At 61.8% G+C, this 18610-nt stretch carries 19 protein-coding genes; 8 read left to right on the top strand and 11 right to left on the bottom strand.

Going from position 1 to position 18610, the window contains the following annotated elements; translation table 11 throughout:
• Positions 1–80: 80 nt before the first annotated feature.
• From hisC to G9X67_RS27545, 3 genes are read left to right on the top strand one after another with little or no spacing between them, the layout of a single operon-like run.
• Positions 81–1178, top strand: a complete 1098-nt coding sequence (gene hisC, locus G9X67_RS27555; RefSeq protein WP_171600146.1) for a histidinol-phosphate transaminase — start codon at positions 81–83, stop codon at positions 1176–1178.
• Complete coding sequence (locus tag G9X67_RS27550) at positions 1175–2098, top strand: prephenate/arogenate dehydrogenase family protein (protein ID WP_138331701.1); 924 nt, start codon at positions 1175–1177, stop codon at positions 2096–2098. The genes hisC and G9X67_RS27550 overlap by 4 nt, the downstream gene beginning before the upstream one ends.
• A gap of 8 nt (positions 2099–2106) precedes the next feature.
• Positions 2107–2526: a GNAT family N-acetyltransferase gene (locus G9X67_RS27545; protein WP_138331700.1), complete on the top strand. Its 420-nt coding sequence runs from the start codon at positions 2107–2109 to the stop codon at positions 2524–2526.
• Between the two features lie 97 nt (positions 2527–2623).
• On the opposite strand, the gene G9X67_RS27540 is transcribed toward G9X67_RS27545, so the two are convergent.
• Positions 2624–3625 carry a DUF2125 domain-containing protein gene (locus G9X67_RS27540; protein ID WP_062941176.1) on the bottom strand — a complete coding sequence of 334 codons (1002 nt, stop codon included), beginning with the start codon at positions 3623–3625 and terminating at the stop codon, positions 2624–2626.
• Between the two features lie 51 nt (positions 3626–3676).
• On the opposite strand from G9X67_RS27540, the gene G9X67_RS27535 reads away from it, so the two are divergent.
• Positions 3677–4207, top strand: a complete 531-nt coding sequence (locus G9X67_RS27535; RefSeq protein ID WP_138331699.1) for a gamma-glutamylcyclotransferase — start codon at positions 3677–3679, stop codon at positions 4205–4207.
• A 2-nt stretch (positions 4208–4209) separates the two neighbouring features.
• Here the strand turns inward: G9X67_RS27535 and G9X67_RS27530 are convergent, their stop codons facing one another.
• The 4 genes from G9X67_RS27530 to ftsE form a co-directional block, all read right to left on the bottom strand.
• Positions 4210–5007 (bottom strand): 1-acyl-sn-glycerol-3-phosphate acyltransferase, encoded by a 798-nt coding sequence (locus tag G9X67_RS27530; RefSeq protein WP_138331698.1) that lies wholly within the window; start codon positions 5005–5007, stop codon positions 4210–4212.
• Positions 5008–5259: 252 nt separating this feature from the next.
• Positions 5260–5970 carry a YdcF family protein gene (locus G9X67_RS27525; protein WP_138331697.1) on the bottom strand — a complete coding sequence of 237 codons (711 nt, stop codon included), beginning with the start codon at positions 5968–5970 and terminating at the stop codon, positions 5260–5262.
• 73 nt (positions 5971–6043) lie between these two features.
• Entirely contained in the window at positions 6044–7057 is a 1014-nt protein-coding gene (locus G9X67_RS27520; RefSeq protein WP_011653715.1) for an ABC transporter permease, read from the bottom strand.
• Positions 7050–7709 (bottom strand): cell division ATP-binding protein FtsE, encoded by a 660-nt coding sequence (gene ftsE, locus G9X67_RS27515; RefSeq protein ID WP_003543317.1) that lies wholly within the window; start codon positions 7707–7709, stop codon positions 7050–7052. The genes G9X67_RS27520 and ftsE overlap by 8 nt, the downstream gene beginning before the upstream one ends.
• 206 nt (positions 7710–7915) lie before the next feature.
• On the opposite strand from ftsE, the gene G9X67_RS27510 reads away from it, so the two are divergent.
• The 3 genes from G9X67_RS27510 to G9X67_RS27500 all read left to right on the top strand — a co-directional run bounded on the left by G9X67_RS27510 (position 7916) and on the right by G9X67_RS27500 (position 9718).
• Complete coding sequence (locus G9X67_RS27510) at positions 7916–8572, top strand: hypothetical protein (RefSeq protein ID WP_138389556.1); 657 nt, start codon at positions 7916–7918, stop codon at positions 8570–8572.
• A 127-nt stretch (positions 8573–8699) separates the two neighbouring features.
• Positions 8700–9242, top strand: coding sequence for a hypoxanthine phosphoribosyltransferase (hpt, locus tag G9X67_RS27505; RefSeq protein ID WP_003543314.1), 543 nt, complete (start codon positions 8700–8702; stop codon positions 9240–9242).
• A gap of 116 nt (positions 9243–9358) precedes the next feature.
• Positions 9359–9718, top strand: coding sequence for a response regulator (locus tag G9X67_RS27500; RefSeq protein WP_003543311.1), 360 nt, complete (start codon positions 9359–9361; stop codon positions 9716–9718).
• A 145-nt stretch (positions 9719–9863) separates the two neighbouring features.
• Here G9X67_RS27500 and G9X67_RS27495 read toward each other — a convergent pair whose 3' ends face one another.
• The 4 genes from G9X67_RS27495 to argH all read right to left on the bottom strand — a co-directional run bounded on the left by G9X67_RS27495 (position 9864) and on the right by argH (position 15948).
• A complete protein-coding gene (locus G9X67_RS27495; RefSeq protein WP_138331695.1) occupies positions 9864–12515 on the bottom strand; it encodes a TIGR02302 family protein in 2652 nt (883 codons plus the stop codon).
• 402 nt (positions 12516–12917) lie between these two features.
• The gene (lysA, locus tag G9X67_RS27490) at positions 12918–14186 is read right to left on the bottom strand and encodes a diaminopimelate decarboxylase (RefSeq protein WP_138331694.1); all 1269 of its coding nucleotides are present in this window, start codon (positions 14184–14186) and stop codon (positions 12918–12920) included.
• Between the two features lie 11 nt (positions 14187–14197).
• Positions 14198–14410, bottom strand: coding sequence for a lipoprotein (locus G9X67_RS27485; protein WP_138331693.1), 213 nt, complete (start codon positions 14408–14410; stop codon positions 14198–14200).
• 134 nt (positions 14411–14544) lie between these two features.
• Complete coding sequence (gene argH / locus G9X67_RS27480; RefSeq protein ID WP_138331692.1) at positions 14545–15948, bottom strand: argininosuccinate lyase; 1404 nt, start codon at positions 15946–15948, stop codon at positions 14545–14547.
• Between the two features lie 40 nt (positions 15949–15988).
• Between argH and G9X67_RS27475 the strand changes: the two genes are divergently transcribed.
• The gene (locus G9X67_RS27475; RefSeq protein WP_138331691.1) at positions 15989–16651 is read left to right on the top strand and encodes a TlpA disulfide reductase family protein; all 663 of its coding nucleotides are present in this window, start codon (positions 15989–15991) and stop codon (positions 16649–16651) included.
• 49 nt (positions 16652–16700) lie between these two features.
• Here G9X67_RS27475 and G9X67_RS27470 read toward each other — a convergent pair whose 3' ends face one another.
• Together G9X67_RS27470 and G9X67_RS27465 are read right to left on the bottom strand one after the other, a co-directional pair.
• A complete protein-coding gene (locus tag G9X67_RS27470) occupies positions 16701–17582 on the bottom strand; it encodes a 3-hydroxybutyryl-CoA dehydrogenase (RefSeq protein ID WP_003543296.1) in 882 nt (293 codons plus the stop codon).
• A 148-nt stretch (positions 17583–17730) separates the two neighbouring features.
• On the bottom strand, positions 17731–18610 hold an 880-nt coding region (locus G9X67_RS27465; RefSeq protein WP_171600145.1), incomplete at its 5' end, for an electron transfer flavoprotein subunit alpha/FixB family protein.

Raw genomic sequence — 18610 nt, 5'->3', positions numbered from 1 at the left:
CGCATTCCGCTTTAATGCCACTTGGTGTTTTTCAGCCCGGATTTACCGGCAATTCCAAGGTCGAACCCATGAGCGTTGAGATGAGCAAGCCCGTTCCGCGTCCCGGTATTCTCGATATCGCAGCCTATGTGCCGGGCAAGGAACATGCGCCGGGTGTTGCCCGTGTCTACAAGCTCTCGTCCAACGAAACGCCGCTCGGCGCCAGCCCGAAGGCAATTGAGGCCTTCAAGACGGTTGCCGACAATCTGGGGCGTTATCCCGACGGGCAGGCGATCGAACTGCGCGAGGCGATCGCCGCCGTGCACGGTCTCAATCCGGCAAACATCCTCTGCGGCAACGGTTCGGACGAGCTGCTCGGCCTGCTCTGCCATGTCTATCTCGGCGCCGGCGATGAGGGCATCATCACCGAGCACGGCTTCCTCGTCTACAAGATCCAGATCCTGGGCGCAGGCGCCACGCCTGTCGTCGTCAAGGAGAAGGACTATACCGTCGATGTCGATGCGATCCTTGCCGCGGTGACGGAGAAGACGAAGATCGTCTTCATCGCCAATCCCGGCAATCCGACCGGCACCTATGTTTCCGTCAGCGAGATCCGCCGCCTGCAGGCCGGACTGCCGAAACATGTCGTCCTGGTGCTCGATGCGGCTTACGCCGAATATGTGCGCCGCAACGATTATGAAGCCGGCATCGAGGTCGTATCCTCCAATGCCAACGTGGTGATGACCCGCACCTTCTCGAAGGCCTATGGTCTTGCGGCGCTGCGCGTCGGCTGGATGTATGCGCCCGCCGAGATCGTCGACGCGCTGAACCGCGTGCGCGCGCCGTTCAACTTGAACGCACCGGCAATCGCCGCCGCAGCCGCTGCCATCCGCGATCAGGCCTTCATCCAGCAGGCCGTCTCCTTCAACCAGATGTGGGTGGAGACGCTGACCCAGGCGCTCGAAGCGATCGGGCTGAAGGTGACGCCGTCCGTCGCCAATTTCGTCCTCATCCATTTCCCCGAGATCGACGGTAAGCGCGCCGCGGATGCCGACGATTTGCTGACGAGCCGCGGTTACATCCTGCGCGCCGTGCGCGGTTATGGCTTCGCCAATGCGCTGCGCATGAGCATTGGCCCCGAGGAGGCCAATCGCGGCGTGATTGCCGCGCTCACCGAATTCATGGGTCATCAGCCATGAGCGTGCAGTTCGATCGTATCGCGCTGATCGGCATCGGCCTGATCGGATCGTCGCTCGCCTATGACATCAGGCGGCTTGGCCTTGCGAGGGAGATCGTCGTCGCCACACGCAGCCCCGATACGCTGAAGCGCGCGGAAGAGCTTGGCCTCGGCGATCGCTATACGGCGTCGTCGCAGGATGCCGTCACGGATGCCGATCTGGTGATCGTCTCGGTGCCGGTCGGCGCTTCGGAAAGTGTGGCGAAGGAGATCTCGGGAAACCTGAAGCCCGGGGCCATCGTCACCGATGTCGGTTCGACAAAGGCTTCTGTCATTGCGCAGATGCTGCCGCATATGCCTGATAATGTGCATTTTATCCCCGGCCATCCGCTGGCCGGTACCGAAAAATCCGGCCCGGATGCCGGCTTTCCCGGCCTCTTCGAAGGCCGCTGGTGCATCTTCACGCCGGTCGCTGGCACCGATGAGGTGGCTCTGAAGCGGCTGCGCAGCTTCTGGGAAGCGCTGGGCTCGAAAGTCGACGAAATGGATGCCGAGCATCACGACAAGGTGCTCGCCATCGTCTCACACCTGCCGCATATCATCGCTTACAATATCGTCGGCACCGCCGACGATCTGGAGACGGTGACGGAATCGGAAGTCATCAAATATTCCGCCTCCGGCTTTCGCGATTTCACCCGCCTTGCTGCCTCCGACCCGACCATGTGGCGCGACGTCTGCCTGCATAACCGCGATGCGATCCTCGAAATGCTGGCACGGTTCTCTGAGGATCTCGCCTATCTGCAGCGCGCCATCCGCTGGGGCGAGGGCGACAAGATATTCGAACTCTTCACCCGCACGCGCGCCATCCGCCGTTCGATCGTCCAGGCTGGCCAGGATGTCGACGCGCCGGATTTCGGCCGCCATGCGCTGGACAAGAAGTAGCCGCGGCGATGGTGGAGGTGGCACGTGCCGGCCGGGCGGATATCGACTGGCTGGCGCGCGAGGATGCTAGCGCCGGTGCGGCATGGGTGTCGCGCTGCGTCGCGCTCGGCGAATATCTGGTTACCAGGGAGGCCGATGAGATTGTCGGTTTCCTGCGCTTTTCCCGCTTCTGGGGCAGGGTTCCCTATATGGAAATGATCCGCGTCCTGCCCGGTCACCGCCGGTCGGGCGTCGGCACGGCGCTGTTTCTCGCCTGGGAAGACGCCATGCGCGGCGACGGCGCCCGCCTGCTGATGACGTCGAGCGAATGCGACGAAAGCCGGCCTCAGGACTGGCATCGCCGCAACGGATTTTCCGAAACCGGTGCGATCGAGCTGCCCGACCTGCAATCGGTGCCGGAAGTCTTCTTCATCAAGCGAATCGCCTGAAGCGCCTCGCGTCGAGCCGGAATCATGCGACGCGCTTCAGGCCTTTCCTATGCATCCTGTTATCCCAGAAACCTCTGGACACTTTTGGGGGGATGCATCAGATCGGCGGAATCCGGCCGAGCGGGATGAAACCGCTGACGGTGGCATTGCCGCGATCGACGACGAGATCGACAGAGACTTTGTCGCCGCCGCCGGCAAGCGCCTTCAAGAGCTTGGTCGCCGTATTGACGGTCGAGGCGATATCCGGAAAGGCCTGTTTCAGGCTGTCCCCCCAAGGGCCGAGCTGTTCGATCTCCAGCTTGAATTTTCCCGAGAGCAAGCCCTGCTCATCGAAGGAGAAGGGGCCGGTGAGCGTCATCACCTTGCCGTCGCCGATGTCGGCGACGATGCGGCGCAGGTCGCCGGTGGCACCATTGAGGCCGTTCCGGTCACTGCCGTCGATCAGGCCGGCCTTGCCGGCGACGGTCAGATCGATGCTGGCAGACAATTTCGGGAAGATCTGCGGCCAGTCCTTGATCGCCGCGTTGGCGTCCTGCACGGAAATCGCACCGTCGAGATCGGCACCATTCTGGCGCAGATGGATTTCGGTGCGAGCGGCATCGAAGCTCATGGTCTGGCCGGTGTAGGAGGAGACGGCCATCGCCTTCAGACCTTCGATGACGGTCGAGCTGCGGTCGACGCCCTGCAGCCTGGTTGCAAGACTTGCCTGCAGGTCCGTCCATTGGGCCGAGATCGAAAGGCCGTTGCTGGTGCGGATTTCGGCCGGCGAATCGAGTTCCCAGACGATATTGCCGGGCGCATAGACCTGGGCTGCCGAACGCAGTGCGCCGAAGGTGGCGGAGACGCCGTTGACATTGTCGTCGACGTCAATCTTCGAGCAGAACAGACCGATACGGAAGGGATAGCCGCGGAATTCGATATCGGAGCATTCGCCGCTGACGCCTGCCTGATCGCGCGGCGCGATCGCTTTCAGCACTGTGTTCTTCAGCGCCGAGGCCGCATAGAACCAGCCGCCGGTATAAAGCGCAATCACCAGGAGGACGCCTCCACCCAGCAACCAGAATTTCTTACCGCTGCCGGATTGGCTTGACGCTGCCATGATGTTCTCCAATGGTGAATCGCAAATGTGATTCCCGGTCTGGCGTGCGATATGGACGAATTTTGGGTATTTGGCTACGGTTCGCTGATGTGGAATCCGGGCTTCGAGTTCATGGAGCGGGCAGAGGCCCTGGTCTACGGCTACAGGCGTTCGCTCTGCGTCCGCTCCTTTGTCCATCGTGGCTCCCGCGACAATCCGGGCCTGGTTCTCGGCCTCGACAGGGGTGGCGCCTGCCGCGGCATGGCTTTCCGCATTTCGCCGGAAAAATGGGATGAGGTGATCGATTATCTCCGCGCCCGCGAGCTGGTCACCAATGTCTACCTGGAGCGCCGGGTGCGGCTGCAGCTTGCCGGACGGCGCCGGGTGGAGGCGGTCGCCTACATCATCGACCGCGAGCATGAACAATATGCCGGCGCGCTCGATGCGCTGGCGGCGGCGCGCGTGGTGAACGAAGCAAAAGGCCAGTCTGGTCCGAATGACGCCTATGTCTTCAACACGCTGACGCATCTGAAGCAGATGGGCATTCGCGACCATTGGCTGGAGCAGGTCGTCAACGAAGTGGAGCGGCTACGCGCCGCCTGATCTCAGCCCGTTGCCGCGTTCAGCTTGCGCAACTCGACCAGCCTTTCGACCGCCGTCGGCGGGAGCGGCAGATGCGGATTTCGCTCGACGGTTTCGAGCAGAAGCTCGTCGCTTGCCCGCTCCGATACCTCGATCAGATGGGTAAAAAAGGCGTCCGGATCCATTCCCGGCATGATCGGCGGCAGGATCCTCACCTTGAAATGACCGGGATAACGACGAATGCTCCGTCGCGGCCAGAAGAGGCCGGGATGCATGGCGACCGGCACGACGGGGAGGTTAAGATCGCGGTACATGCGGGCGATGCCGTATTTATAGAGCGGTTCTGCGCCCGGCGGGCGGCGGGTGCCCTCCGGATAGATGATGAGCTGGCGGCCGGTCGAAAGCTCTTCCTTCGTGCGTTTCAGCACTTCCACCATCACCTTGCCGCGGGCGCCGCGATCGACCGGGATCATGCGCTGTTTCTTCGCATACCAGCCGAAGAGCGGAATCCACATCAGTTCGCGCTTCAGGATATAAACCGGATCCTTCAGCCAGGGCAGCAGTGCGTAGGTATCCCAGAAGGACTGATGCTTCGGCGCCAGGATGTAACTGCCGTCAGGCAGGTTCTCCAGGCCCTCGATCTCGAAGGTGGTGCCGACGATCACCCGCATCAGCCAGTGGTTGGAGCGCGCCCAGTTCTTCGGGATCGCATAGGCGATCTTGCGCGGCACCACGAAATAGTAGGGCGAGAGCACAATCATCCGGATGATGAGGTTGGCGTAGAAGATCGTGTTGAAGAGAACGGAACGCAGGGCGATCATGAAACTTTCCCGAGGCATGCTCACGCGACCGGCCTACACGATATTGCCCGCCATAAAAAGCGTTTGATGCTGCCTTGATGTAAAAGCCTGGAGCAATTCCAGCAAAAGTGCGCAGCGGTTTTGCGTCCGGAATTGCGCAAAAACAAGAAGATAGCGCATGACCCCGAAAGTCGGAATCGATTTTCGCAAGGGATTATGCGCGACTTTCAAAGGGATGGACCGTCCTTGCGCGTCCTATCGAAGCGCGGCGCTCTATTCTTGGCCGGACGCACTTGCCGAGCGCAAGCCAGTGTGGCGGCCGAAGCCGGTGATGTTGCGGGCGCCAGTCAGCAGCACTTTCACATATTCGGCCAGCATGACGCGCATCGCATTCGGGTCGGTGAACCAGTTGCGGCTCTTCAAATCCGAGTTGACCACGGGATAAGCGATGAACTCGATGTCGGGATCGACATAGGAGAGCTCGGCGAGGCTTCGCGGCATGTGGTAGTTGTTGGTGACGATCAGAACGCTGCGGTATCCCTTGGCGTGGATCCAGTTCGAAGCTTCCTCGGCATTGCCGATCGTGTCGATCGCATCGTAGCCGATATCGACACAGCAGGAGAAGAGATCGGCCGAACCCTGCGTCATCTTGCGGATCTGTGCCGGTGTCGTCGTCGGGTGGGCGCCGGAAATGAGCAGGCGCTTGCCGGCACCCTTCTGCAGCAGCTCCACGGCCTGGTCGATGCGCTGGTAACCACCCGTCAATACCACAATGGCATCCGCTTTAGGCTCGGCCGGCGGCCTGAGTGTCGTCACCGAATCGGCAAAACGCAGAAAGCCGCCGAACACCAGGGCGATTACCAGCAGGCAGCCAAAGCCGCCCCAGCGCAGCAGGCGGCGGATCGGCCCACGCCGCGGCGGCAGACCCGCCGGGCGATCAAGCTCCGGGTCCTGATGAATCGGGTTGGGTGTCGTGTGTCCCATCGTCATGAATCGTGATTATACGCTGATTGCGGCGCGGAACAGACGCTTTCATGGCAAAACGGCACGGTCACGATCAACTTCCGATGCCGTCCGTGCGTGTCGGGTCCGAGCGTAGCGTATCGATTTCGTAGATCGTCCGCATGACGGTGAGCCGGGCGGTGAAGGTGGTGAGCAGCGCGATGACGATCATCGTTGCGAAGATGCCGGCATAACCGAGCACGCCGACGGAGAAGGTGCCAAAGAGCGCGGTCGCCTGGTCCGTTTCGGGGGTGGCGAGGGTGCGGCTTTGCCAGAAACCGGCGGTGGCGAAGAAGAGGGCGGCAAGCGCGCTGCCGATCGCCGAGCCCTTGAGGCTGATCTTCAGGAAATGCTTCTGGAATTCGGTGGCGACGAAGGAGCTTTCGGCGCCGACGAAATGCAGCACCTCGACGACGTGACGATTGCCCGACAACGCGCCGCGCGTGGCGAAGACGACAGTGAGCACCATCGCCGTGAAAACCAGGAGCAGGATGCCGGTGCCGATCATCACAGTCGTGTGCGCCATGGACACCAACCGGTCGACCCAGGTGCGGTGATCGTCAAGGGTGGCCTGCGGAATGCTTTCCTTCAGCAGCGCCCGCATCGAATCGAAATCCGGTGGATTGCTCTCGTCGATGGTGATGATGACGAGGCGGGGAACGGGCAGATCCTTGAGATCGAGACCAGGGCCGAGCCAGGGTTCGAGCAGGCGAGCGGTCGCCGCCTCATCGACGATCTGGCCACTCTTGGTGCCGACGAAGGTCAGCGCGAGATCGCGCGCCTGGGTCAGCGCCTTTTCCATGTCGAGATTGTCGTCCGGCTTGATCTGGATGGTAATCTCGCGCGAGATCTGGCTCTCCCAGCTGGCCGCCGTCGAGCGCACCATGCTGACGCCGCCGAGCGTCAGGCAGGCGAGAAAGGCCATGATTGATATCACCACCATCAAGGCGCTGCCCTGGATGTTGGAAGGCGGCAGGATCGGCGCGGTCGGACGCACGCGCAATTCTGGCCGCTTCTGCTGGGTCTTGGCAGACGCCTTCTCGGGGTTTCTGGACGGGGGCTCAGTCATAAATATCGAGATGCCCCTCTGAGAGGATCATGCGGCGGGCTTCCACCTGCTCCATCAGCGCCAGGTCATGCGTGGCGATCACGACTGCCGTGCCGAGGCGGTTCAGCTCGAGGAAAAGGTTGAGTAGGCGCTTTGCCATCGGCGGGTCGACATTGCCTGTGGGTTCGTCGGCCAGCAGCACTTCCGGCCGATCCATCAACGCCCGGGCGATTGCGGCGCGCTGCTTCTCGCCGCCGGAGAGTACGGGCGGCAGCACGTTGATGCGTTCGCCGAGGCCGACCCATTTCAAAAGTTCCAGGACGTCGGTCTTGTAGGAGCTCTCATCCTTGCCGCGCACCCGTAAGGGCAAAGCGACATTCTCATAGGTGGTGAGATGGTCGAGGAGGCGGAAATCCTGGAAGACGATGCCGACGCGGCGGCGCAGAAGCGGCAGTTCGGGGCGGGGGATTTCGGAAATGTCGCGCCCGAACATGCGGATCAAGCCGCGCGTCGGCTGCAGCGACATGAAAAGCATCCGCAGCAACGACGTCTTGCCGGCGCCCGATGGACCAGTCAGGAACTGAAAGGATTTCTTCGGAATGTCAAAGGTCAGGTCCCGGAGGATTTCCGGGCCCATGCCATAACGCAAACCGACATTCTCGAAGTGGATCAACGGGCAGCTCAGTCTGTTGTGGGTTTCACCGCACGACTTGTTAACCAACACCGTTAACAGCCGGTAAATTTTGCTGGAAAGACGCCCGTTTGATGGCGATCTTTGCGAAGCATTAACCATTAAAATTTACGACTGAGCAGGATTCGTTTCAATGCCAAGATTTCCCCTGGCAGCGAAACCATGTGGACATCTGCGAGGCAGCCACCATGGAAGCATCCTCCTTCAGTCGCCGGACGGGCCAGGCCTATGATTTCCTGCCGCCGGAACCCACCAACCGTCGGTACCGCTCGGCGCGTCCTGCCGATATCTCCGACGCCGAATTCGTCACCCTCGGCAAAGTTCGGCCCAGGGAATTCAATGCAAGGACCTATAACGACAACCGCAAGCGTATGGCTGCCGCAAACGCCGCACCGCCGCCGTTCATGCCGGCAATGGCTGCTTCCGTTCTGCAGACCGTGGAATCCTGGCTGCAGCGCGCGTCGATGCGGAGCTTCGCAGCGCTGGTGCTGGCGCTCGTCGTGCTCGTCTTCGGGCTTGCGGGTGGTTTTTCCGGCCTTTCCGGCGAGCGAGCCACTTCCGGCGCATCGCTGCATTTCACCCATGTCACGGTGACGCCGCGTGATGCGAACGGCATGCGCGTGCTCGTCATCAACGGCATCATCGAAAACGAGAGCGGCACGACGCAGACGGTGCATCCGATCCGTGCCGATCTCGTGACCGACGAACGGTTGACCGCAAGCATCGTCATCAACCCGCCAGCCGATGTGATCTATGGCGGCCAGAGCCGGGGCTTCTCGGCGCGCGTCCAGCATGCCGGCGGAAAAATGCCGGAGGTCCGGCTTTCCTTCCTGCCGCAGACGTAACAGGACATGGATTGCCGATTTTCGCGTCGCAGGTCGCGCCAATCGCGTTAATTTCATAGCCGGCGAGGCTGTTTCAGGCTCGCATATGTGCTAACGGCTTACCCTTCTTTTCATGGAGCAAGCCCTTATGCCTGTCGTGCGCGGAAAAAACATCGAGCCGCTCTTCACCGCTGAGCAGATCGCCGAGCGCAATCATTCGATGGCGCGGGAGATCGCCAGCGGCCCGACCAAGGACCTGCTGGTCATCGCCGTGCTCAAGGGCTCCTTCATCTTCGCCGCCGACCTGATCCGTGCCCTGCATGATAGCGGGCTTGCCCCGGAGGTCGAGTTCATCACCCTGTCGAGTTACGGCATCGGCACGGTTTCTCAGGGCGTGCGCATCGTCAAGGATATCGACAGCGACGTGCATGGCCGCGACGTCCTGCTGATCGACGATATCCTCGAATCCGGCCGGACGCTGCTCTTTGCCAAGGAGCTGCTGTTCGAACGTGGCGCGCGCAACGTCACGATCGCCGTGCTGCTCGACAAGCGCGTCAAGCGCAAGGAAAAGCTGGAGGCCGACTATGTCGGCTTCGAATGCCCCGACTATTTTGTCGTCGGCTACGGCATGGATGTCGCCTATGCCTTTCGCGAACTGCCCTTCGTCGGCGTGGTTACCGGGGACGCCTGAGCTGTTGCCTTCAAGACGGGTTGTTAACCATCTCGTCCATCGCTTCACCATCTTTACCGATCGAAAAGGAAAGTCTGGTGATTTCCGTCGCGGGGCTGATACGGAGCGATGCACATATGGCAAGAATTCTGATTACGGAAGACGAGGACTCCCTGCGGTCCTTCGTGGCCCGGGCCCTGCGGCTTGATGGCCACGAGACCGATGAGGCGGCCGATGGGGCCGAGGGCTTGGAGAAGCTCAAGGACGGGGTCTACGATCTGCTGCTTTCAGATATCCGCATGCCCGTGATGGACGGCATTGAACTCGCCCATCAGGCAAAAGACGCTTTTCCGGGTCTGAAGATCCTGCTGATGACCGGTTATGCCGAACAGCGCGAACGAGCCGACGATCTTGCCGAAAAGATCATCGATGTCGTTGCCAAACCATTCGCGCTTCCCGATATCCGCAAGGCTGTTGCCCGGGCGCTCGTCGCCTAGGGCTTAATGCCGAAAGGTGTGAGCGGTCGTCGGACGAGATGGTGCTCACCTTCCTCGATTGATATCCGGATTTAGATTTTAGGCCGATCCGGCCTAAAATCATTCTGTTAGAGCGACTGCGATCCATTATGTGGTGGAGTAGGACCTACTGGATGTCCAGCAGCCGCTCGAGATAGCGCCGTTCCATTTCCTGCGGCGGATTGTTGCCAAGCTTTTCGCGGATCGCGTCAAGGATTTCTCGCGCCCGCTGAACGTCGATTTCGTCAGGCACCTTCACGTTGTCGCCGAATTCAGGTCCCTGGGTCCGGCGTGGCCGGCCGAGCGGGTCGCGGCCGTTCTGGTCGCCCTGGCCAACCTGGCCGTTCGGACCTTGACCTTGCTGGCCCTGCTGCGCCTGCATCATCTGGTTCATCATGTCGCGGGCGCCCTGGCGAAGTGCTTCGAGCGCGCGGCCCTGGCCCTCGACGGCCGGCTGGCCGCGGCCCTGGCCGAGTTCACGGCCGGCGCCTTCCATCTCACGCTGCGCCTGGCCGAAGCCCGGGCCGGGCTTCATGCCCATCTCGCCGAGGCTCTTCTGCAATTCGCCGAGCTGCTTGCCCAGCGCATCCTGCTGGGCGCGCAGCTGTTTCAGCGCCTCCCGCAGCTGCTCGGCCGTCATCTGGTCGGAGGGCTGCTGGCCTTCCTTGCCTTGCTGGCCCTGCTGCTGGTCCTGTGGCTCGCCGTTCTCTCCGGGATTCATCTCGTCGAGCAGCGGATCGTTTTCGCCCATGTCAGGCTCGCCGCGCTGCATGCGGTCCCTGAGCTGCTGGTCGAGCCGGAAGGTCTGTTCCATCAGCTTCTGCTGGTCGCGCAGGATCTCGCCGAGCTTGTCGATCTGTTTGCGGGCTTCGCTGTTTTCCTGGCCCTGCTGACCGCGCTGCGGGCGGCCCGCCTGCAGGTTGTTCATCATCCGCTGCAATTCCGACAGCATCTGCTGGGCCGCGTCACGATTGCCGGAGCGGGCGAGATTCTCGATCTGGTCCATCATCCGTTCCAGATCCTGCTGGCGCAGGATATTCTGCGCATTCTGGTTCGGTTGCATCGGCGCGTTCTGCATGCGCTCTGCAAGCTCGGTCATATAGTCCTGCATCGCCTTGCGCAGCTCGTCCATCAGCTTCTTGATCTCCGCGTCGGGAGCGTTGCGGTCCAGCGCGTCGGCAAGCTTCTGCTGGGCTTCGCGCAGCTTGCGCTCGGCAAGCGAGAGATCGCCGTCCTCCATGCCGAGGGCGATCTCCCAGAGATATTGGGCCGTATCCTTCAGCGCATCCTCACCCTTTGCGAGCTTCATGCGAGCCAAGGCGGATTCGAGCAGCAGATAGTTGGTGAGCTTGGGGATCGTCTCCTCGGGGCGGATGGTCAGCGCCTCGTTCAGGGCGATCGCCTGCGGCATCTTGCGGGTATCGAGCGCGAAAACCTGCCGCTCCTCGGCGACGGCCGCGGCAAGCGGCTCGTTGAAGGGCCGCGACGGCAGCACCATCTCATGCGGTGGGCTGCGGCCGGTCTGGCCGGCGGCATCCTTGGCGACGAGGGTGATGCGCACGCGCTTGCCGGCAAGCGGATGTTCGGTCAGGTTCCGGCTGGTCACACCCTTGGCGTCGCGGGCGTTGCGGCGGGGGACATCCAGCCGGTACTCCGGCAGCGGATAGAGCGGCGTTGCGGTCGGGTCTGTTTCGACGGGAACGATCTCCGCATGCGCTTCCTGGACGCCGTAATCGTCCTTGACGGTGAAACCGATTTCGAGCGCGCCGTTGACGCTGGGCTTCGGCAGGCCGTCAAAGGCAATCTCCGGGGCCTTGTCGGGGAGCACGTCGAAGCTCCAGCGCCGGCCATTGACCTCGAGTGCACCGTTCTCCTGAAGCTTCATCATATGCGTCTGCGCGATGAGAGCCTGGCTGGCTGGTGCCGCCGTCGGCTGCTCGCTGGCTGATGCCGCGGTCTGCTGCGGCTTGGTATCGGCCTGCACGGCGATATCCTGTGCCTCGCCGTTCGCCTTGCGGAACACGACTTTTTCCGCCGTCTTTCCGCCGCTGACGCGGACAGTGAGGCCTGAAAACTGCGGAATGCCGATCGGCGCCTGCTCGCTGCCGTCAGCCGTCAGATAGATCGGGGCGCGGCCGGTATAGGAAGGCGGCGTCACCCAGGCGTCAATGCGCACTGCCGGATCGCTGACCACCTGCTCGGGTGCTGCCTGCAACGCGTCGCGGATCGAGCCGCCGTTGATCGACAGCGAATAACCGAAGGCCGTGACGAGCAGCAGCGCCGGGACGGCGCGCAGCGCGAAACGGTCATGCGCGGCGATATCAGGCCGCGGCAGTCCGGCATCGAGCGCTGCGATCTTTTCGGCCATGCGCGTCTGGTGCTCACGCCAGAGCGCCCGGCCGAAGGGCGTATCGAAGGCCGGCTCGTCTTCCTGAACGGTGACCGGCTGGTGCGGCAGGCCGTTGCGCTCTTCCAGCATGCGGTCGGCTTCTGCAACCCTCGGCCAGCGCAGGGTGCGGAAGGGGAGGAGCGAGACGAGAAAAGCGCCAGCAAAGGCAATCAGCAGCAAGATGCGCAGCCAGTCCGGCACGCTGCGGAAGACGCCGAACCAGGAGGCAGAGAGATAAAAGGCGATGACGGACAGTACCGGCATCAAAGGCGGCAGCAGTTGCTCGAAAAAGAGCACGATTCGCGCCAGCAGTCGTTTCGTCGTCACCAGCCGGGCAAGCGAGGGACGATAGGCAAATGCGCCTTTCTTCTGCCGCGAGGGGCTTGTCATCGGTCCGGTCTCCGCGATCTGGCGTTCTGGAACAGAGGGCGCTTCCGGCGATTGCAGGGCAATACGCTCATGAACGAAAGGATAACACTCTTTGTGGCGAAGGCGAGGGCGAGCGGCCGGCAATACCGGCTTTTCACGTTTATTCGCCAAAAAGTGATGGCGACTTAAAGCGCGTCGCGATCTTTCAGATTGCTTCGCGCGCTTTAAATCTTCGTTTTACGCATGTGGTAGTCGCAAAATCGCTGCCCACTTTTGCGCGAAAATCGATCCCGATTTTCGGGCCGATGCGCTAGAACAGGATGATTTTAGGCCGGGTCGGCCTAAAATCTAAATCCTGTTCTACATTCTATAGTGAGAGCATGATGTCGTCCGAAAACCGCTCACACTTTTCGGCATCATGCACTAATCGAGCCAGGCCGGAACGGAGTCGAGGCTGATCAGTTCGGCATAGGTTCTGCGCGGTCGAATCGTGTGGAAATCGCTGCCCCTGACCAGAACTTCGGGCACCAGCAGGCGGCTGTTATAGGTGCCGGCCTGGACCGCGCCATAGGCGCCGGCGCTGCTGACGGCCACCAGGTCGCCGGGCTTCGGCATCGCCATCTCGCGGTCGAGCGCCAGATAGTCGCCAGTCTCGCAGACGGGGCCGACAACATCGGCGCGGATGCGGGGGGCGTTGGCCGCCGAAATCGTTACCGGCCGGATCTCGTGATAGGCCTCGTAGAGCGTCGGGCGGATGAGATCGTTCATCGCGCCGTCGACGATAACGAAGGTTTTTTCGCCGCCATCCTTCACATACAATACTTCGGTCACGAGGATGCCGGCATTGCCGACGATCAGGCGTCCGGGTTCGGTGATGATCTTGCAGTTTAGACCGCGCAGCTGGTTCTTGACGATTGCCGCATAGGCGTCCGGCAGCGGCGGCGGATTGTTGTCGTCCTTGTAGGGGATGCCGAGGCCGCCGCCGATATCGACGTGATGGATGGTGTGGCCGTCGGCGCGCAGCGTCGCGACAAGGTCGTGCAGCAGCTTGAAGGCGTCGTCGAAGGGCTGCAATTCGGTGATCTGGCTGCCGATATGCATGTCGATGCCGGTGACCTCGATGCCCGGCAGCTTGGCGGCATGGGCATAGATGGCGCGGGCGCGCTCCCAGGAGATGCCGAACTTGTTTTCCTTCTTGCCGGTCGAGATCTTGGAATGCGTCTTTGCATCGACATCAGGGTTGATGCGGAAGGAGACCGGCGCTTTCTTGCCCGCGCTGACGGCGCGCTGATTGAGGATCTCGAGTTCAGGCTCGGATTCGACGTTGAAACAGTAAATGCCGGCTTCGAGAGCGAAATCCATCTCGGATGGGGTCTTGCCGACACCTGAGAACATGATGCGATTTGCCGGGATGTCGGCGGCAAGCGCGCGGCGCAGCTCTCCCTCCGAGACGACGTCGATGCCGGCGCCGAGGCGGCCCAGCGTCTTCAGCACCGCCTGGTTCGAATTCGCCTTCATCGCATAGCAGACCATGGAGTCCATGTCGGCGAAGGCTTCCGAAAAGACGCGGTAATGGCGCTCCAGCGTCGCGGTGGAGTAGACGTAGAAAGGGGTGCCGACCGCCTTGGCGATCTCGGGAACGGGGACGTTCTCCGCATGAAGGACGCCGTCGCGGTACTCGAAATGGTTCACGGGTTTATGCCTTAAAGAAGGGGATCGAGAAGGAAGGGCCTGTCGACGGTTCCCGGCCGTTTCGTCGGCTTGGAAACGTCGCCTTCCTTGGTTGCAGCAGCGCTCGGCGGATCGAGGTCGCCCTTGCGCCCGCATCCGGCAACGGCAAGGCCGATGACGGCGAGAACCGCCGTCAGGCGGACGAGGTGCGGCAAGCTCTTCATGGATATCCTCTTCTGCGGCATGTGATGGCATCATTCATATCGAATAATGGACATCTTCATAGCGAAGTTTATCCGCCTTGTGCACCCTGATTGTTGGCGGTCTTTGCGCGCCCCGCAGGAAGGGCGCGGCGGCTTTTCGCCACGCCTGGTATCTCTTAGTTGCGGGCGCGCCAGAAGGCGATCTGCCTGCGCACTTCGGACGGCGCGGTGCCGCCGAAGCTCTTGCGACTGGCGACCGAGGCCTCGACGGTCAGCACGTCGTAGACCTTGTCGGTGATCGCGGCATGGATCGCCTGCAGATCGGAGAGCGGCAGCTCGGCAAGGTCGCAGCCTTTGCTTTCGGCGAGTGCGACGGCGCGGCCAGTGACGTGATGGGCGTCGCGGAAGGGAAGGCCCGCTTCACGTACCAGCCAGTCGGCAAGATCGGTCGCCGTCGAATAGCCGGAGCCGGCCGCCGCCTTCATGCGCGCGGTATTGACGGTCATATCGCGCACCATGCCGGTCATGGCGGCAATTGCCAGTTCCAGACTCTCGGCGGCGTCGAAGACCTGTTCCTTGTCTTCCTGCATGTCCTTGGAATAGGCGAGCGGCAGGCCCTTCATGATCGTCAACAGCGCCACCAGCGAGCCGTTGATGCGGCCGGTCTTGGCGCGCACCAGTTCGGCCGCATCCGGGTTCTTCTTCTGCGGCATGATCGACGAGCCGGTCGAGAAGGCGTCGGAGAGACGCACGAAACCGAATTGCGGGGTCGACCAGATGACGATCTCTTCTGCCAGACGCGACAGGTGCATGCCCGCAATCGCTGCGATCGACAGGAATTCGATGGCGAAATCGCGGTCGGATACCGTATCGATGGAGTTGCGGGTCGGCTCGCGGAAACCGAGCGCCTTGGCCGTCATGTGGCGGTCGATCGGATAGCCGGTGCCGGCAAGTGCGGCGGCACCGATCGGGCTTTCATCCAGATGCTCGATGGCGTGGCGCACACGCGAGCGATCGCGGCCGAACATTTCGACATAGGCCATGCAGTGATGGCCGAAGGTAACGGGCTGGGCTGCCTGCAGATGGGTGAAGCCCGGCATGACGCTTTCGGCATGTTCTTCGGCGCGGTCGAGGAAAGCCGCGATCAGGCCGGTCAGCATCTGCTCGGTCTTCTGCAGCTCTTCCTTCACCCAGAGACGGAAGTCGAGCGCCACCTGATCATTGCGCGACCGGGCGGTGTGCAACCGGCCGGCCGCCGGTCCGATCAATGTCGCCAGGCGTGCTTCGACATTCATATGGATGTCTTCGAGCTGACGCGAGAATTCGAAATTGCCGCTTTCGATCTCTGACAGGATCGTGTTTAGCCCGTGAACGATCTTGTCCTTATCTTCGGCGGAAATGATCCCCTGATGGGCGAGCATCGTCGCATGGGCAATCGAACCGCGAATATCCTGCGCGAATAGCTTCTTGTCGAAACCGATCGAGGCATTTATCTCCTCCATGATCGCGTCCGGGCCGGAGGCGAAACGCCCACCCCACATCTGGTTGGAGGATTTGGTGTCCGTGGTGTCGTCGGCCATGAAGGTGTCCGCCTTGAGGATGCATGTCCAGGAGAATGAAATGACGACAAGAAAACCCCTCGGGCTGCCATCCCTGAAATGGATCGCGATGGCCGCCGTTGCGGGTGTCGTTGCCGGTGCGGCAGCGGTATACGTGAAGGAGACGGGGATTGGCAATGGCGGCGGCGAAACGGCGTCGGCCGAATGCAAGCTTGCCAAGGATCGCGTCGCCAGCGTCACGCCGCTGATGAAGGGACAGGTGGCCGCGATGGTCGCCGCCTACGAGCCGCGCAAGCTGACCGCGGTCTCCTTCAACGGGCCGGATGGCAAGCCGCTGACGCTCGATCATTTCGCCGGCAAGACCGTGCTTCTCAATCTCTGGGCGACATGGTGCGTTCCGTGCCGCGAGGAGATGCCGGCGCTGAACGCGCTTGAGAAGGAGATGGGCAGCGACAGGTTCCAGGTCGTGCCGGTCAATATCGATAGCGGCGACGACGAGAAGCCGAAGACCTTCCTTGCGGAGATTGGCGTCGATGCGCTGCAGCTCTATCGCGACAATACGATTTCGGTGTTCAACAGCCTGAAAAAAGAGGGCCTCGCCATGGGGCTGCCGGTGACGCTGTTGATCGATGACAAGGGATGCCTGATTTCAGCGATGAACGGTCCGGCTGCCTGGGACAGCGAAGATGCCAAGGCGCTGATCAAGGGCGCGATCGGGACGTAAAGCCGCGATGGGTCACCCTCCTTCGCTGAAGAGGGGGCGCAGCAACCGTTTACCGCGTCGGGACCGGCACTTCACCGCGATAGTCATAGAAGCCGCGGCCGGACTTGCGTCCGAGCCAGCCGGCTTCGACATATTTCACCAGCAGTGGGCAGGGACGATATTTAGAGTCCGCCAGGCCGTCATGCAGCACCTGCATGATCGAGAGGCAGGTGTCGAGGCCGATGAAATCGGCAAGCTGCAGCGGTCCCATCGGATGGTTGGCGCCGAGCTTCATCGCCGTATCGATGGCGTCGACCGTGCCGACGCCTTCATAGAGCGTGTAGATCGCTTCGTTGATCATCGGCAGCAGGATGCGGTTGACGATGAAGGCCGGGAAATCCTCGGCGACGGTGATAGTCTTTTCCAGCGTGCCGACGAATTCCTTGGCGGCGGAGAAGGTCTTCTCGTCGGTGGCGATGCCGCGCACCAGTTCGACCAGCTTCATCACCGGCACCGGGTTCATGAAATGTATGCCCATGAAGCGTTCGGGGCGGTCGGTGGCGGCAGCAAGCCGGGTGATGGAAAGGGAAGAGGTGTTGGTGGCAAGCAGCGCTTCCGGCTTTAGGACCGGACAGACCTGGGTATAGATCTTGCGCTTGACCGTTTCATCCTCGGTAGCGGCCTCGATGACGAGATCGGAGGGGGCAAGATCATTGACATCGGACGAGCCTGTGATGAGCGACAAGGTCGACTTGCGCTCCTCTTCGGTCATCTTGCCGTTCGTCACCAGGCGGGCCAGGTTGCCGTTGATGGTGGCAAGGCCGGATTCGATGCGGTCCTGCGAGAGATCGTAGATGTGAACCCTGTAACCTGCGGCGGCCGAAACATGCGCGATGCCGCAGCCCATCTGGCCGGCACCGATAATACCAATATTCTTCAACACCGCATTCATCTCCAAACCCCCGCACGGCATTCGCCCCCGCGCCGCCGCATTTTTCTAGCAATACTGCCGGACGAAGGATCGCCCGGCAGCAGTAGTAGCCCGATAAAAGATAATTTTCCAGTCATTCGCAAGTGCGAAAGAAAAGCATTTGACGCAGTCAGAGCGCCTTTTGCAATTCCGGCAAGACGTCGAAGAGATCGGCGACCAGTCCGTAGTCGGCGACCTGGAAGATCGGCGCCTCCTCGTCCTTGTTGATGGCGACGATAACCTTCGAATCCTTCATGCCGGCCAGATGCTGGATGGCCCCTGAAATGCCGCAGGCAATGTAGAGCTGCGGCGCCACCACCTTGCCGGTCTGGCCAACCTGCCAGTCGTTCGGCGCATAGCCGGCATCGACGGCAGCACGGCTTGCGCCGACGGCAGCACCCAGCTTGTCGGCAAGCGGCAGAATGACTTCCCTGAACTTTTCCGCCGAGCCGAGTGCCCGGCCGCCGGAGATGATGATCTTGGCAGAGGTCAGTTCCGGACGGTCGGAGGCCGACAGCGCGTCCTTGACGAAGGTCGAAAGCCCCGGATCGGAAACCGCCGGGATTGCCTCGATCGTTGCCGAACCACCTTCCGGTGCAGAGGCAAAGGAAGCGGTGCGCACGGTGATCACCTTCTTGGCATCGCTCGCCTGCACCGTCTGGATGGCATTGCCGGCATAGATCGGCCGCTTGAAGGTATCGGACGAGATCACCTCGATGATCTCGGAGACCTGGGCGACATCGAGAAGAGCGGCGACGCGCGGCAGCACGTTCTTGCCGACCGAGGTGGCGGCAGACAGGATCGTGTCGTAGCTGCCCGCCAGCGAAACGATCAGGTCGGCCAGCGGTTCGGCCAGGTTGTTGGCGAGTTCGTCGCTTTCGGCCAGCAGCACCTTGGACACGCCGGCAAGCTTGGCGGCGGCATCGGCAGCAGGCTTGGCGCCCTTGCCGGCAACCAGCACATGGATATCGCCGCCGATCTTGGCTGCTGCCGTCAGCGCCTTGGCGGTC

The sequence above is a fragment of the Rhizobium sp. WYCCWR 11152 genome, from assembly GCF_013087615.1.
In the GTDB taxonomy this organism is placed as follows: domain Bacteria; phylum Pseudomonadota; class Alphaproteobacteria; order Rhizobiales; family Rhizobiaceae; genus Rhizobium; species Rhizobium indicum.
This window is presented reverse-complemented; position numbering and strand designations above follow the sequence as displayed.